General features: G+C 34.0%; 14 protein-coding genes. 11 read left to right on the forward strand and 3 right to left on the reverse strand.

Features of this window, described 5'->3' with window-relative positions; genetic code table 11:
- Position 1: 1 nt before the first annotated feature.
- Positions 2 to 2,560 (reverse strand): ATP-binding protein, encoded by a 2,559-nt coding sequence (locus V4P56_RS02975; RefSeq protein ID WP_455482577.1) that lies wholly within the window; start codon positions 2,558 to 2,560, stop codon positions 2 to 4.
- Positions 2,561 to 2,772: 212 nt separating this feature from the next.
- Between V4P56_RS02975 and V4P56_RS02980 the strand changes: the two genes are divergently transcribed.
- Positions 2,773 to 3,321: a flagellar biosynthetic protein FliO gene (locus V4P56_RS02980; RefSeq protein WP_455482578.1), complete on the forward strand. Its 549-nt coding sequence runs from the start codon at positions 2,773 to 2,775 to the stop codon at positions 3,319 to 3,321.
- 45 nt (positions 3,322 to 3,366) lie between these two features.
- On the opposite strand, the gene dksA is transcribed toward V4P56_RS02980, so the two are convergent.
- On the reverse strand, positions 3,367 to 3,783 hold the full coding sequence (gene dksA / locus V4P56_RS02985) for an RNA polymerase-binding protein DksA (RefSeq protein ID WP_455482579.1): 417 nt from the start codon (positions 3,781 to 3,783) through the stop codon (positions 3,367 to 3,369).
- A 966-nt stretch (positions 3,784 to 4,749) separates the two neighbouring features.
- Here dksA and rpe point away from each other — a divergent pair.
- From rpe to V4P56_RS03035, 10 genes are all read left to right on the forward strand, one after another.
- Positions 4,750 to 5,424 carry a ribulose-phosphate 3-epimerase gene (gene rpe / locus V4P56_RS02990; protein WP_455482580.1) on the forward strand — a complete coding sequence of 225 codons (675 nt, stop codon included), beginning with the start codon at positions 4,750 to 4,752 and terminating at the stop codon, positions 5,422 to 5,424.
- Between the two features lie 10 nt (positions 5,425 to 5,434).
- Entirely contained in the window at positions 5,435 to 6,736 is a 1,302-nt protein-coding gene (purB, locus tag V4P56_RS02995) for an adenylosuccinate lyase (protein ID WP_455482581.1), read from the forward strand.
- Between the two features lie 78 nt (positions 6,737 to 6,814).
- A complete protein-coding gene (locus V4P56_RS03000) occupies positions 6,815 to 7,363 on the forward strand; it encodes an RBBP9/YdeN family alpha/beta hydrolase (RefSeq protein ID WP_455482582.1) in 549 nt (182 codons plus the stop codon).
- A 174-nt stretch (positions 7,364 to 7,537) separates the two neighbouring features.
- Entirely contained in the window at positions 7,538 to 8,302 is a 765-nt protein-coding gene (gene purC / locus V4P56_RS03005; RefSeq protein WP_455482583.1) for a phosphoribosylaminoimidazolesuccinocarboxamide synthase, read from the forward strand.
- An 84-nt stretch (positions 8,303 to 8,386) separates the two neighbouring features.
- On the forward strand, positions 8,387 to 8,626 hold the full coding sequence (purS, locus tag V4P56_RS03010; protein ID WP_455482584.1) for a phosphoribosylformylglycinamidine synthase subunit PurS: 240 nt from the start codon (positions 8,387 to 8,389) through the stop codon (positions 8,624 to 8,626).
- A 12-nt stretch (positions 8,627 to 8,638) separates the two neighbouring features.
- Complete coding sequence (gene purQ, locus V4P56_RS03015; RefSeq protein ID WP_455482585.1) at positions 8,639 to 9,310, forward strand: phosphoribosylformylglycinamidine synthase subunit PurQ; 672 nt, start codon at positions 8,639 to 8,641, stop codon at positions 9,308 to 9,310.
- 203 nt (positions 9,311 to 9,513) lie between these two features.
- A complete protein-coding gene (gene purL, locus V4P56_RS03020; protein WP_455482586.1) occupies positions 9,514 to 11,724 on the forward strand; it encodes a phosphoribosylformylglycinamidine synthase subunit PurL in 2,211 nt (736 codons plus the stop codon).
- A gap of 68 nt (positions 11,725 to 11,792) precedes the next feature.
- Complete coding sequence (locus V4P56_RS03025; RefSeq protein ID WP_455482587.1) at positions 11,793 to 12,026, forward strand: BolA/IbaG family iron-sulfur metabolism protein; 234 nt, start codon at positions 11,793 to 11,795, stop codon at positions 12,024 to 12,026.
- 100 nt (positions 12,027 to 12,126) lie between these two features.
- The gene (gene grxD, locus V4P56_RS03030; protein WP_455482588.1) at positions 12,127 to 12,459 is read left to right on the forward strand and encodes a Grx4 family monothiol glutaredoxin; all 333 of its coding nucleotides are present in this window, start codon (positions 12,127 to 12,129) and stop codon (positions 12,457 to 12,459) included.
- Between the two features lie 69 nt (positions 12,460 to 12,528).
- On the forward strand, positions 12,529 to 13,788 hold the full coding sequence (locus V4P56_RS03035; RefSeq protein WP_455482589.1) for a multidrug effflux MFS transporter: 1,260 nt from the start codon (positions 12,529 to 12,531) through the stop codon (positions 13,786 to 13,788).
- A 99-nt stretch (positions 13,789 to 13,887) separates the two neighbouring features.
- On the opposite strand, the gene parC is transcribed toward V4P56_RS03035, so the two are convergent.
- On the reverse strand, positions 13,888 to 16,137 hold the full coding sequence (gene parC, locus V4P56_RS03040) for a DNA topoisomerase IV subunit A (RefSeq protein WP_455482590.1): 2,250 nt from the start codon (positions 16,135 to 16,137) through the stop codon (positions 13,888 to 13,890).
- Positions 16,138 to 16,627: the final 490 nt, after the last annotated feature.

The following is a 16,627-nucleotide window of genomic DNA, read 5'->3' on the forward strand; positions in this document are numbered from 1 at the left end:
TTTACTGTGCCAGCATTTTTTTAACTTCTAAAGCTAATTGTTTGAGTGTAAATGGTTTAGATAAAAAACCAAAAACAGCATTTTGTGGAAGATTTTTGGTAAAAGCGTCTTTTGTATACCCAGAAATAAAAATAAACTTGATATTAGGATAATTTTTACGCGCTTCTCTAAGCAAAGTTGGCCCATCCATTTCTGGCATTACCACATCAGAAACAACAATATCAACAGCACCCTTATTTTTTTCAAGAATAGCAAGTGCTTCCACCCCGCTCGCAGCTTCCAAAACAGTGTATCCTCTCATTTGAAGCGCTCTTACTCCACCTATTCTGACAGAATCTTCATCTTCAACTAACAAAACAGTTGCAGATCCTGTTAAATCTGTATTTTTTTCCTGCTCTTCCACTTTTTCAATCTGTTGAGAAATTTTACTACTATTATCGGGAATATATCGAGGAAGAAAGATATGAAATTTTGTTCCTTCTCCTTCCTGGCTATCACAGTAAATATAACCACCTGTCTGTTTTATAATTCCATAAACCATTGATAAGCCAAGACCAGTTCCTTTTCCAACTTCTTTTGTTGTAAAAAATGGTTCAAACATTTTTTCCTGTATAGCAGCTGATATTCCAGTTCCTGTATCTGAAATAGTCAACTGCACATACTCACCGAGTGCAAAACCAACATTATCGAATTCAGCACTATGTTGTTTTGTAATATTGTTTGTTGTAATCGTAACAATACCTCCATCTGGCATAGCATCACGCGCATTAAGAACCAAATTCATGATAACACGCTGGAAAGATGCTTGATCAACTTCAACACTCCACAAATCTCTTCCATGGATAATTTTTAATTGAATACTATTGCCTAAAAGAGGTAAAATAAGATTGCGAATATCTGATAAAAATTCAGTAAAATCAACTTTTTCAGGTCGAAGCGTCTGTTTTCTAGAAAAAGCTAATAATTGCTGTACAAGTGCTGCTGCACGATTAGCATTATTTTTAATATTGATAAGATCAGCATGAGCTGGATCAGAACTGCGATGCGTATTCAAAAGGAGATCACATGACATCAAAATTGCAGTTAATACATTATTAAAATCATGAGCGATACCACCAGCTAGCTGCCCAACAGCTTGCATTTTCTGACTTTGCACCATTTTATCTTCAAGCACTTTTTGTTCTGTTATTTCTATTACAGATATAATTACCAAGTCTTGTAATTCATCAGCATGATAGGATGTTATAGGCATAATATGAAGACGCAAATGACGCTCTTTATTATTTTCTAAAACTGTCTCTATTAAAACTGAACAATCTTTATTTGTTGTAATTTTATTTGCTATAATTTTCCGAAATGCGCGCTCTAACTGCACACTATCACAATGAGATATAATATTATAAAGATTAATACTTTTGTCTGTATATCCTATTAAAGATGAAAAAGCACCATTTATGTAAACTGATTGTCCTTTTTGATCTACAACTGCTATTGCGAAAGGACTTGCATCAAAATACTCCACCAATGCATTTGATAAATTTGATTGATCTTCATCTTTTTTCTTTTGTATCTGCTGTGGCACCATCACAATACGGTAAATAGCTTCATTCTCTGAAAAAGAAGAAGTACACATAAAACAATTCAATATTTTTTTACTGCTAGCCTCTGAATTTAAACATAACGAAAACGTGTAAGGTATAGAATAATTTGAATGTTGATATTTGTTATTTTGCAAGCAGACATCGCTCCACGTTCTATTAGTTTCAATACTATTAAATAACTGATCGAAGTTATATTGACCAATAGAAAAATTTGCTAAGTTAATTGAAAACCATTCGGCAAAAACTGCATTTGCATAAAGAATTGTCCCTTGTGTATTAACAGATAAAAAACCAACAGGGGCTTGATCTAAGTGATTGATGGCTTCTTGAAGATTTGAGAAAAAAGTTTCACGATACTTTTGCAAATGCGAAATATCAGTAATCCGCCAAAATAAAAACTTTTTTTTTCGCCTTATTATCGGTTGAACAGAAATATTGTACCAAAAAGGACTTTTTTGTGTAGAATGGCTAAAAATCGACCGTTCCATCCTCAATTCTTCTTGTGTTACAAAATCATCACATGCAGCAACTTTTAAGCGATACGAAAGAGTACCAGATCCTGGAAGATCAGCAATAACCGCATAACAAGAAGATTCAGGCTTATAGGTAAAAATTTTACGGTAATTTTGATTAGAATAATAAACAAACCCTGATAGGTCTGATATCATAATTGCATCATCAGTACTATTCAAGATACTTAAATCAAAATCTTCATACAAGTGTGCTACATCATATCTTAAAATCCCCATTCCTATCAAAATAAGCGTAGAAACACCTATAACTGCCAAAGCTAAAAAAGACATCAACATAGCCTTTTGAAAATAGCTCTGTGGATAAGAAAAACCTAAAAAATCCACAATAAACAAAAAAACTACTACAAAAATAAAATAAAAAACTATAATTCCCCAGTGTACAGAAGTAGGCGGTGATTTTTTAATATTGTCAAAACCTTTATCCATTTCTATTTACCTCAATTAAGGTCAATTTTTATGCTACAAATTGCCTCCATGATTGATGTCATAGAATATACAGCATAATAATATCTACTTAATGGAAATTACTTAATATTTTTAAAAATCATATTTTATATTACAAATGAACCTTTTAGGGTATGTTTACAAACTTATATAAATAAAAAATAATACTTTCATCATAAAGTGGGAAAAATGACATGCATATCTGGTTATCAAACCAAATAGGTACATTTGCAGCAAATATAGCCATAAGCCTTATATTTTGCATAATGATAATCACAACCAGTATTGTAATCATCATATTTTTAAACCGTTTAAATGCAGGAAATTTTAATATTCATAGGAAAAAACACATACCGCGACTAACTATATGCGATACAATCATGATCGATCGTACACACCGTCTAATTCTGGTTCGTCGTGATGATACAGAGCATTTAATTCTTATTGGTGGGTCAACAAATTTTGTCATAGAATCCAATATCATTGATAAACACATCAAACACAAAAGTACTTACAAACAAAAAGAAGATACACAACCAATATCAGTGATACCAGAAACTAAACAAAATTCTAACCTTACAGAAAAAATACCTTTTTCTGTAAGTGAAATAGAATATGTGCAAAGCAATATTCCTACCCCTTTTACGAATCACCAACATTTGAAAGATTCGGTAATCACTGCTGAAGTTGAAGGACGGCAAGAACCATCCTTATTTATCCCTACTCAAAAAAATAAAATATAAATCCTACTGTATTAAATATTTTTCTTGTTTTTCATCATAATCAATTCAGTCATCACGGTAAACTTTTTCTCGTCGCTCATGACGTTCCTGTGCTTCCAATGACAACACAGCAATCGGCCTAGCTTCAAGGCGCTTTATGCTGATAGGCTCACCAGTTTCTTCACAAAACCCATAAGTACCATTATCAATACGCTCCAAAGCTGCATCTATCTTTGAAATAAGCTTTCTTTGACGATCACGAGCACGTAATTCAATTGTGCGATCAGTTTCGCAAGATGCTCTGTCGGTTAAATCAGGTTGACCAGCACTCTCTTCTTGCAAATTATCCAAAGTTTCACGAGCTTCTTTCAATATATCATTTTTCCAAGAAACCAACTTAGCGCGAAAATATGCCTTTTGCTGTTCATTCATAAAAGGTTCATCTTCACTAGGGCGATATTGACCACCAACCTTTTTTTTCATGCCATAAAACCTCCATATATGGTATGTGTGGTCTATATATTGTGTAATGCCAATCAACACAAGTATAAAATACTTTTTTATAACAACATACCAATCAGCTAATTTTTCGTATAGCATGTTATTTTTATGATAACGTTGATCAGAGAAATTCCATAAAAACCCTTTTCAATCACACTTACAAACTTATAAAAGAGAAAATGCAATCTTGTAAAATTATACGAAATAAGCTTATCCAGTTATTGAGTTAAAACCTAAATGCACTAAAATAAATTATCCAAACGTATAAAAACAAAAATCTTTGCAAAAATGAACATAATATTCATGATTTAAATATATAAAAGCATCTTTTTTTTGATTATGATTTATTGCAACGACTTCACCAATAAAAATGCAATGGATTGCACATTTTTGCTGACAAATCAGCTAACAATCAAAAGATATCAAAGCTTCTAAAAGATTGAATATACTAGCTTAAAAGATACCTCATTGAAGTCCATCAAAAAATTTATTTGTGTAAAATTGCAATATCTAAAAAAATATCTGCTAATAAACGGTATCTTCTACTAAGTTATAAACATAAAAGTTTTCGTTCTCCATAAGCAGATTTTTTAAATTATGGCATGTAAAATAAATAAAAAATGTTATGAAATCAACTGAAAAAACAATGAATTAGCTATTCCTATATAATTTTCTTTAACATCATTTATCATCAAAATTATGTAAATAACTTATAAAATAATTCGCGATATCCTAGCATTTTTGCAAAAAAATGGAAAAATATATTGAATTTGAGATATTAAATGTATCGTATAATTTGATCTATCTTGTATATACAGCTTTTAAAATATCAAATGAAATCTCAATAATTAATATTTATTATATATTCTCATTCTTTCACACCATAGCATAAATGATATTTTAATACACAGGGTTACATACTAAAAAGAGCCAACTAAGGAGATCTTAATGCCTCGTTCTTACCTCATTTCACCTTCGCTATTGGCATCTAATTTTTCCAAACTTGGCCAAGAAGTGTTGGATGTTATTGATGCTGGTGCAGACTGGATTCATTTCGATATTATGGACGGTCATTTTGTTCCTAATATCACTTTTGGACCTGATATCATTAAAGCACTACGTCCATTAACCAAAGCAACATTTGATGTTCATCTGATGATCGCACCAGTAGATCCCTATCTTGAAGCCTTCGCAAAAGCTGGTTCAGATATTATAACCATTCATGCTGAAGCAAGCCCTCATCTTCACCGTTTTTTACAAACAATCAAAGCAATGGGAAAAAAAGCTGGAATTTCAATTAACCCTAGTACGCCAGAGCATATACTTGAATATTTGCTTGATCAATTAGATCTTATATTAATCATGACTGTCAATCCCGGTTTTGGTGGGCAAAATTTTATCCCAGAAATGAAAAATAAAATTAAACGAGTTAAAAGCATGATTGCTAATCGACCTATTGATCTTGAAGTTGATGGCGGTATCACAGTTGATACAATCGGAATAGCAGCAAAAGCTGGTGCAAATGTATTTGTCGCAGGCTCTGCAATTTATAAAAATGGAAACAAAGAGCTTTACGAAACACGTATTAGTGCATTGCGCCAAGCTGCAAGTCTTTCACAATAAGGAAAAAATTATGATAGCACGTTATTCTCGTTCTGAAATGATAACAATTTGGTCAGCCGAAACGAAATATCGTATTTGGTTTGAAATTGAAGCACATGCCTGTGATGCATTAGCACAACTGGGAATTATTCCAAAAGAAGCAGCAAAAATCATTTGGGAAAAAGGAACAGCAGCTAAATTTGATGTTAATCGTATTAATGAAATTGAGGCAATCACTAAACATGATGTTATAGCATTTTTAACCCACTTAGCCGAATTCATTGGACCAGAAGCTCGCTTTATTCACCAAGGTATGACATCATCAGATATTTTAGATACAACATTTAATATTCAGCTGATGCGTGCCAGTAATATTCTTCTAAAAGACATAGATCAACTTCTCAAAGTATTGAAAGAACGTGCTTTTGAACATAAAGAAACGATTACTATTGGGCGTAGCCATGGTATTCATGCTGAGCCAACAACATTTGGTGTTAAATTTGCTCTTGCATATGCTGAATTTTCCCGCTGTCGCAACCGTCTTCTTGCGGCACGTGAAGAAATCTCTACTTGTGCTATCTCAGGAGCCGTAGGAACGTTTGCTAATATTGATCCACGTGTTGAAGAACATGTAGCAAAAGCATTAGGTATGCATATTGAACCCGTTTCTACTCAAATTATACCACGTGATCGTCATGCTATGTTTTTTGCAACACTTGGTGTTATTGCTTCATCTATTGAAAGATTAGCAATAGAAATACGCCATCTGCAACGAACAGAAATTCTTGAAGTAGAAGAACATTTTTCACCTGGGCAAAAAGGCTCATCCGCTATGCCCCATAAACGCAATCCGGTTTTAACAGAAAATTTAACTGGATTAGCACGTATGGTACGTGCATTTGCAATGCCTGCCATGGAAAATGTAGCACTTTGGCATGAACGTGATATTTCTCATTCATCTGTCGAACGTTATATTGGCCCTGATGCTACGATTACACTTGATTTTGCTCTTGAGCGATTAACATCTGTCATTAAAAATTTAGTTATATATCCAGAAAATATGAAAAAAAATCTTAATAAATTTCGTGGTCTGATTCATTCACAACGGGTACTCTTGGCACTTACACAAGCCGGAATCAGTCGTGAAGATTCTTATCGAATTGTACAACGAAACGCGATGAAAGTCTGGGAACAAGGAAAAGATTTTTTAGAAGAATTGCTCAACGACAAAGATGTTGCAAAAGCTTTGAGTGAAACGGAACTGCGTGAAAAATTTGACCTTTCTTATCATACAAAACATGTTGAAACAATTTTTAAACGTGTTTTTGGATAGTAACAAAATTGCATACAAGGAATAAAAAAATGCCTTCTACCTTTGATCTAAATCTCATTGTAATGAAGGAAGCAATTTATGAAAGTAAACCAACTCGATATTCTTATTGTCCCTGGCTATAAAGGATCTGGCTCTGATCATTGGCAAACACGCTGGGAAAGAAAGTTATCTACAGCCCACCGTGTTAAGCAAGCTCATTGGTCAAAACCTATTCGTGAAGAATGGATTAATGAGGTTAAAATTGCCATTGCACAAGCTCAAAAACCTGTTGCTATTATTGCTCATTCATTAGGAGTTCCAACAGCTCTTCATGCAACTATAGAAAATACAGAAAAAGTTTGCGGCGCTTTTCTTGTTGCGCCCCCAGACATAACCAATGAAAAAATACGTCCAAAACACTTCAAAACATTTGGCCCATATCACCGTGGAAAATTACCTTTTCCCTCTGTAGTCATAGCCAGTCGTAATGATAAATTTTGCCAATTTCAAGTTGCCGAAAATCTCGCCTATGACTGGGGAGCACTTTTCATTGATGCTGGGCAATCTGGCCACATTAATGTAGAATCTGGACATGGACCATGGCCTGAAGGGCTCATGGTTCTTTCCCATTTTCTTGCAAAGCTTTGATCAAATTAAAGATAATTTTCCTCATTTTATTTATGTTATCTCATTCTTCTTTGACAAAATTGAAATAATAAAAATTATAAAGAAGTATCATAGCTATTATTGAGAATTTTTGTTAATTAAGATAGTATCATCCATCAATATTATTTAAAACCTCTCAGAAAATAGAGAATCATAATGAATCGTCGCCACCGTATTTATGAAGGCAAGGCTAAAATTTTATATGAAGGACCTGAACCAGGAACCTATATTCAATTTTTTAAAGATGATGCAACTGCCTTTAATGCAAAAAAACATGAGATTATCGATGGAAAAGGGGTTTTAAATAACCGCATTTCAGAACATATCTTTAACCATCTTAGCCGTTTAGGCATCCCAACACATTTTATTAGGCGTATCAATATGCGCGAACAGCTTATTAAAGCAGTGGAAATTATTCCTTTGGAGGTTGTAGTTCGCAATGTTGTTGCTGGCTCTCTTTCTAAACGTTTTGGGTTAGAAGAAGGAACACCTCTTTCACAATCTATCATTGAATTTTACTATAAAAATGATTCTCTTGATGACCCAATGGTAACCGAAGAACATATCACTGCTTTTGGATGGGCTGTTCCTCAAGAATTAGAAGATATTATGCAACTTTCAATTCGGATTAATGATTTTCTTTCTGGGCTTTTTGCAGCTGTTGGTATTCAATTAATTGATTTTAAAATGGAATTTGGTCGTTTATGGGAAAATGAAACAACACGTGTTGTTCTTGCAGATGAAATTTCTCCTGATTCTGCCCGCTTGTGGGATATGCAAACACAAGAAAAAATGGATAAAGATCGTTTTCGCCGTGATATGGGAGGACTCATTAACGCTTATCAAGAAGTTGCAAAGCGTCTTGGTATTATCAACGAAAATGAACCCCCACGACCAAGTGGTCCAGTTTTAGTAAAATAAAAACCAAGGTGACGTAATGTTACCTTTCCTTATATGTAAGTATTACTCTTAAAAAGAGAATTACTTTAACAATAGGAAATAAAAATGGAAGCACGTGTTACAGTTACTTTAAAAAATAGTGTTCTTGATCCCCAAGGAAAAGCGATTGCCAGTGCTTTAAATGGCCTAGCCTTTCATGGCATTCAATCTGTTCGCCAAGGAAAAGTCTTTGATATTGTGCTTGATGACATGCCTACTGAAATTGCAAAGAAAAAACTTGAGCAAATGTGCGAAGAATTACTCGCAAATACTGTTATTGAAAACTACACAATAAAACTTCTTTAAGTGAATCTCTCTATGAAAACCGCTATCATTCAATTACCTGGATTAAATCGTGATCGAGATATGATTGCAGCATTACACCATATAACGGGAGTTGAACCAATTAAAATTTGGCAAACAGATACAACAATCCCAGATGTAGATGTCATTATTATTCCCGGTGGTTTTTCTTATGGTGATTACTTAAGATGTGGCGCCATTGGTGCACGAACACCAGTCTTACAAGCTGTTCGCGAGAAAGCGCAAAAGGGTATTATAGTAATAGGTATATGTAATGGATTTCAAATTTTGTTAGAAGCCGGATTATTGCCCGGTACTTTAATACGTAATGCTTCATTGAAATTTGTTTGTCGAGAGGTAAAACTTGAAGTAGTTAACGCTAATACAAAATTTTCTCGATATTATTACAAAGGACAAATCATTCGTTGTCCTGTTGCTCATCATGATGGAAATTATTTTGCTGACAGCGAGACATTAAAACAAATGGAAGACAATGAACAAATTGTTTTTCGCTATGCAGAAAATACGAACCCTAATGGTTCAATGAAAGATATCGCTGGTATTACCAATAAAACGGGCAATATCCTTGGTATGATGCCCCATCCTGAAAATTTTATCGAAGCTGCGCATGGTGGTACTGATGGTCGTTTACTTTTTCAAAGTACTTTAGAATTAGTAAACGCATGATCATAACGACAAATGTTGTAGATTACTTAATTATTCTTATATTAACTGCAAAAACAAAACAGCCTAAAAACACAAATAAAATTTTAATTTGTAAATCATTAGCCAACTTATCATCAAGAAATAAAATAACCTGTAATCTAAGATGCTAAATTAAAGGCGAAATAAGTGCTAAATTTTTATTAACTTAACGGAATAATACACCCATGAATCTTCATAATAATATTGCCATTACGCCAGAGTTAATTGCGCATCACGGTCTAAAAACTGATGAATATCAGCGTATCCTGCTATTAATTGGTAGAGAACCAACATTTACTGAACTTGGAATTTTTTCTGCAATGTGGAACGAACATTGTTCCTATAAATCGTCTAAAAAATGGCTCAAAACTTTACCAACAAAAGGAAAATGTGTCATTCAAGGCCCTGGTGAAAATGCTGGTGTTGTTGACATTGGAAATGGGCAATGTGTTGTTTTTAAAATGGAAAGCCATAACCACCCTTCATACATTGAGCCTTATCAAGGTGCAGCGACAGGTGTTGGTGGCATTCTGCGGGATATTTTTACAATGGGTGCTCGTCCTATTGCAGCTATGAATGCATTGCGATTTGGATCTCCTAACCATCCACGAACACGCCATCTTGTTGCTGGTGTTGTTTCTGGAATCGGTGGTTATAGCAACTCTTTTGGTGTTCCAACTGTTGGTGGAGAAGTTAACTTTGACCAACGTTATAATGGTAATATCCTTGTCAATGCCTTTGCTGCTGGTATCGCAAAGATAGATTCTATTTTTTACTCCAAAGCGCAAGGAGTAGGACTTCCTGTTGTTTATCTTGGAGCAAAAACAGGGCGTGATGGTGTCGGTGGAGCAATGATGGCATCTGCTGAATTTGATAACTCAATTAATGAAAAACGTCCAACCGTTCAAGTTGGTGATCCTTTTACTGAAAAATGTCTTCTGGAAGCTTGTTTAGAATTAATGACATTAAGAGCTGTCATTGCTATTCAAGATATGGGTGCTGCAGGACTTACATCTTCGGCAGTTGAAATGGGCGCTAAAGGAGATCTAGGAATAGAGCTTAATCTTGATAAAGTTCCTGTTCGTGAAGAAAATATGACAGCCTATGAAATGATGCTTTCTGAAAGCCAAGAACGTATGCTCATGGTGCTTAAACCTGAAATGGAAAAACAGGCAGCTGCAATTTTTCAAAAATGGGGACTCCATTTCTCTATCATTGGAAAAACAACAGATGATTTGCGTTTCCGTGTACTGCATCAAGGAGAAGAAGTGGTTAATCTTCCTATTAAAGAACTCGGTAATGAAGCACCTGTTTATGATCGTCCTTGGATAGAGCCTATTAAAAAAACTACTCTTAAAATGGAAGAAGTCGAGCAAGTTGAAAATCTTGGTGATGCACTCCTGACACTATTAAACTCTGCCAATCAAAGCTCGCGACGGTGGGTTTATGAACAATATGATACGATTATCCAAGGAAATAGCCTCATTAGACCAGGAGGTGATGCAGGTGTCATCCGCATAAGTAATAACTGCAAACGTGCCCTTGCTTTTTCTTCTGATGTAACACCTCGTTATTGCGAAGCTGATCCTTATGAAGGAGGAAAGCAAGCTGTAGCGGAATGTTGGCGCAATATCAGCACTACAGGTGCAACACCACTAGCTGCCACAGATAACCTCAATTTTGGTAATCCTGAAAAACCTGATATTATGGGGCAGCTTGTTTTTGCCATTAAAGGCATAGGTGAGGCTTGTAGGATACTAGACTTTCCAATTGTTTCAGGAAATGTTTCTCTTTATAATGAAACCAATGGAGAAGCGATCCCTCCTACCCCAACAATTGCCGGTGTTGGCATTCTTGATGATTGGTCAAAAATGGTAACAATTAATGGTATGCAAAATGGAGATATTATTGTTTTAGTTGGATCTTGTGGCTCACATTTAGGACAATCAATTTATGCACATAATATCTTAAATATTAACACAGGTTCCCCTCCTCATATAGATTTACAACTTGAAAAAAAACACGGTCAGTTTGTTAGAGATAGTATTAATTATGGTTTTATTCATGCTGCTCATGATCTCTCTGATGGAGGATTGGCCATTGCTCTTGCAGAAATGGTAATTAAAGCGGAAAAAGGAATCAAAGTAGAATTAAGCAATAAATCACCTCATCATGCCGAACTCTTTGGTGAAGACCAAGGACGTTACCTTTTGGCTGTCAAATTCGATGCACTCAATAATCTTAAAAAACTTGCTCAAACAAGCGATGTTTGCTTAATAGAACTTGGTAAAGTCGAAGGTGATACACTTGATGTCAAAGGTATTTTTAAATTTTCAATATCAGAATTGACACAGGCTTATGAAAGTTGGTTTCCAAAATTTATGGAAGAGCAATAAATAATTATTCATTTTCATGAGCTGTATGCTATTCTTGTAAAAGAAAAAAAGATTAAAGGAGAATGACTATGGCAATGAGTTCTGATGCAATTGAAACTCTTATTCGTGAAGGTATTCCTGATGCAAAAGTAACGATCCGTGATCTTGCTGGAGATGGTGAACATTACGCCGCAGAAGTTATTTCAGAAAGTTTTCGAGGAAAAAATCGTATTCAACAGCACAAAATGGTTTATGATGCGCTTAAAGGTAATATGGGGAACATACTCCATGCTTTAGCACTTCAAACAGATATTCCTAAATAATCTAAAAATTTCCTCTTGCATTCGCTCTCTTAATGCGATTTAAAATTGCGATTAAGTATGAAAAACGTACTTTTAAGATCTTTAGTATTGAGGGATGAACATGACAACTACTCATGATTTTATTGATAATGAAATTAAAACAAATGACATTGTTTTATTCATGAAAGGAACGCCAAGCTTCCCACAATGTGGATTTTCTGGGCAAGTTGTTCAGATCCTTAATTATTTAGGGGTAAATTATAAAGGAGTTGATATTTTATCTTCTCTTGAGTTACGTCAAGGGATAAAGGATTACTCAAATTGGCCAACAGTTCCACAACTTTATATCAAAGGTGAATTCGTTGGTGGCTGCGATATCATTAAAGAGATGTTTCAAAGCAACGAGTTGCAAGATCTTTTGAAAAAAAAAGGTATTACATTTAACATATCATAAATTGTCTTTGCTCTTATTCAGCTTTTCATAAAATACTTTTCAGCCAAAATTCTTGTTTCAGGGATGCATATGCCGTATTTAATTGATGAACAAAAGCGTATAGATGCAATTAAACAAAAAATTGGATATAAAGAATTTGTCATTGTCATTGCAGCGCTTATGGCAGTTAATTCTATAGCTATTGATATTATGCTTCCTGCTATGCCTGATATTTTACAAGGCTTTCACGTTATTAATAACAATGATCAGCATTATATTATTTCTTTTTATCTTATCAGCTATGGTGTTACACAGATATTTTTTGGCCCAATAAGCGACCGTTATGGTCGGCGTAAAGTTGTTCTTATAGGTCTTGTTCTTTATTCATTTGCAGCAATTAGCTGTATATTAGCATCAAGCTTTTCCATATTACTCATTCTACGCATTTTGCAAGGCATTGGAGGAGCTGCTATACGTGTCCTCGCAATTTCCATTATACGAGACCTTTACAGTGGCCGAGAAATGGCAAAAATTACGTCTATAGTCATGATGGTTTTTCTGATTGCAACAATGCTTGCGCCAGCAACAGGGCAAATAATTTTGTTACTTGGAAACTGGAAATTTGTTTTTATATTTATGGCGATTATCGGTTTTGGGTTAATGGCTTGGATTCAATTACGCTTGCCTGAAACTTTACATACACAACAGCCTCTTTCTTTTTCTTCTCTTAAAAATAGCTTTTGGTTTGTTATAACTAATCGTACAATGTTTTGTTATACACTTGCTACCTCCATCATTTTCGGTTGTATTTTTACCACCGTTAATACATCACAACAAATATTTGAAGGAATTTACAATTTTGGCTTCTGGTTTCCTATAGCTTTTGCAACTGGTGCTGCATTTCAAGCTTTATCTTCTTTTTTAAATTCTCGACTTGTAGGACGTTTTGGAATGCGGCGAATTGCCCATACTATGCTTCTGCTATTTTGCACTATCTCAGGAATTTGGTTTATTAGCTCAGTTTTAACGGGTGGGGTTATCCCCTCCTCTTTTTACATGGTGTTATATTGTATCTTAATGTTCACATGTGGTGGTATTATAGCTAATTTTAACACACTTGCTTTCGAATCTGTAGGAAATATGGCAGGAACTGCATCCTCTGTATCTGGTTTTCTTCAAACATCCATTGGTACAGGTCTTGGTTTTTTTATTGCACAACAATTTGATGAAACGATGATTCCCAATTCAGCTGGATTTTTTCTTCTTAGCTTCTTCGCAATACTTCTCGTTTTATGGAGTGAACGCGGTCGTCTTTTTATGCAGTATAATTATAAAACAAAAAAGCTATAAAAGAATCTAACAATTTCCTTAATTTTGTTACGGTAAAACAAAATTTAAAAATTTTTTCTTATATTTTGATGATTTCATAATCAAATTTACTATACTATATTAATTAGAAAACTTTCCTGATTTTGGAAATCCTTTTGGAACCAAACGCCCTATCCCAGCACGTATCCCTATCCACTCAACAAGATCATCAGCTTTGCGACTAAAACTACGTTCAGCTGTATCTTGCCAGCTTAAACCTTCTGATAAATTAAAAGTTTTAGCATCAACAACACCCCCATCCTTATAACGTTGTAGACGAACACCTTTGCCACGATTCATTTCTGGTACTTGCTCAACAGAAAAAATAAGCATTTTACGATTTTCTCCAACCAGTGCAACATAATCACCTTCTACTGGAATGCAAAGCTTGACCTTATCAGGAAATTTTACATTCATAACTTGCTTGCCTTTTCGTGTATTAGCAATTACTTCAGATTCAGAAATAATAAAACCATTGCCATAAGATGAAATTAAAAGTCGTTTTCTCTGTGCATTATGCACAAAAGCTGTAAGAATATCGTGTTCATCATCCATATCGATCAAAATACGAATTGGTTCGCCATGCCCTCGCCCTCCAGGTAAACCATTAGCACTAATAGTAAAAAATTTTCCACCAGTACTTATCACTACAATCTTATCTGTAGTAAAAGCTGGAAATACTAGCTTTAAGCAGTCTCCTTCTTTAAAAGAAAGCGTCTTATAATCGCTCAAATGTCCTCTTAAAGCGCGCATCCACCCTTTCTCAGAAATAACAATAGTTACCGGTTCCTTTTCAATCATCGCCTGATGAATATCGTCAATATTGTGCTTTGGTGCTTTTTCAAATGTCGTACGTCTTTTTCCTAAAAAAGTCTCAGGACCAAAAATTTCACGAACTTTTATAATTTCCTCTGAAATTATTTTCCATTGCTTTGTATTTGAAGCCAACAAATCTTGTAATTTTTCTTTTTCAATCTTCAGAGCTTCAAATTCTTTACGAATTTCAACTTCTTCAAGCTTACGTAAAGAACGTAACCGCATATTAAGAATAGCTTCAGCCTGATTTTCTGTTAATTCAAAGCGTACAATCAATTCTTTTTTGGGTTCGTCCTCTTCACGAATAACCCGGATTACTTCATCAAGATTTAAATATGCAATAAGATATCCATGTAAAATTTCTAACCGACAATCAATTTCATCAAGCTGATAACTTGAACGACGAATAAGAACTTCTTGACGATGTTCAAGCCACTGCTGCAAACTTTCACGTAAAGAAAGAACATTAGGTACTTTCCCTAAAGTCAAGACATTAAGATTAAGAGGAAATCTGATTTCAAAATCAGTCAATTTAAAAAGTGATTCCATCAAAAGTTCAGGATCAACAGTACGATTTTTTGGAACAAGTACAATACGAATATCTTCTGCTGATTCATCTTGAATATCCTCAAGCATTGATAAGCGCCGTGCAAGCAATAATTCCGCTGTTCTTTCAACAAGGCGTGATTTTTGGATTTGATATGGAATTTCAGTAACAACAATTACATAAGAGCCACGATTTCCAAATTCTTTATGCCAACGCGAACGTAATCGAAAAAAACCACGCCCTGTACGATAAGATTCTTCAATGCTTTTTTTAGAATCAATTAAAATACCTCCTGTTGGAAAATCAGGCCCAAGTACAAATTGATTCAATTCCTCATCACTTACATCAGGATAAGCAATCAAATGTAACGCTGCATCGCATAATTCAGCAACATTATGTGGTGGAATAGATGTTGCCATACCAACAGCAATCCCTGATGAACCATTAGCCAAAAGATTAGGAAAAGCCCCGGGTAAAACAACAGGCTCTTCATCTTCTTCATTATAAGTTAAGCGAAAATCGATGGCGTTTTCATTAATCCCTTCCAGTAATAATGCTGCAACCTCGGTCATGCGTGCCTCCGTATAACGCATAGCAGCAGCATTATCACCATCAATATTACCAAAATTACCTTGTCCATCAATTAATGGATAACGAACAGCAAAATTCTGAGCCAAACGCACTAATGCATCATAAATAGATGCATCACCATGAGGATGAAACTTTCCCATTACATCACCAACAATCCGTGCACATTTAGCATAAGATTGTCCAGGATTAAGCTTGAGTAAGCGCATCGCATGAACAATACGTCGATGCACAGGTTTTAATCCATCGCGTACATCAGGTAATGCACGATGAGTAATGGTAGAAAGTGCATAAGCTAAATAGCGTTCTTGTAAAGCAGAGCGTAATTCTATTGGTTCAATATGTTCTTTATCAAAAGGTAAAATTATTTTATCAGACATAATATTAGGACAAAAATTCTTCAAATAATAAACAATTATTCTATAATATTTCTTAAATGAAAACTTTTATAAATGAGTCATTTTTGTTAAAAAGTAACCCATATAAAAATAAACATTATGATTAAAACATGAACAAAAAATTATATCAATTTGAAAAAATTTATATATGTATTTTACTATTTATTTAAAAAAACATAGTTAATTAACATACTGACTTAAAAGTATTTTTAAAAGAATAATAAAAATATATTTATATATATATATTTAATAATTATTAATTTTATAATGATTAAAAAAGATAATTTAATTCTTAATAGAATATTATAAAGACATTAATAACAGAAAATATAAAATAAATTATTTAAACATTAAAATAATATCTTAAAATTCTCTAAGTAAGAAAAATTAAATATAAAAAATAATATAAAATAAACTTTATTATGAATAATTTTTAATAAAAAAATTATTATCGTAATATTTTTCTTAAAAT

Source organism: Bartonella sp. B35(2025) (genome assembly GCF_053794465.1).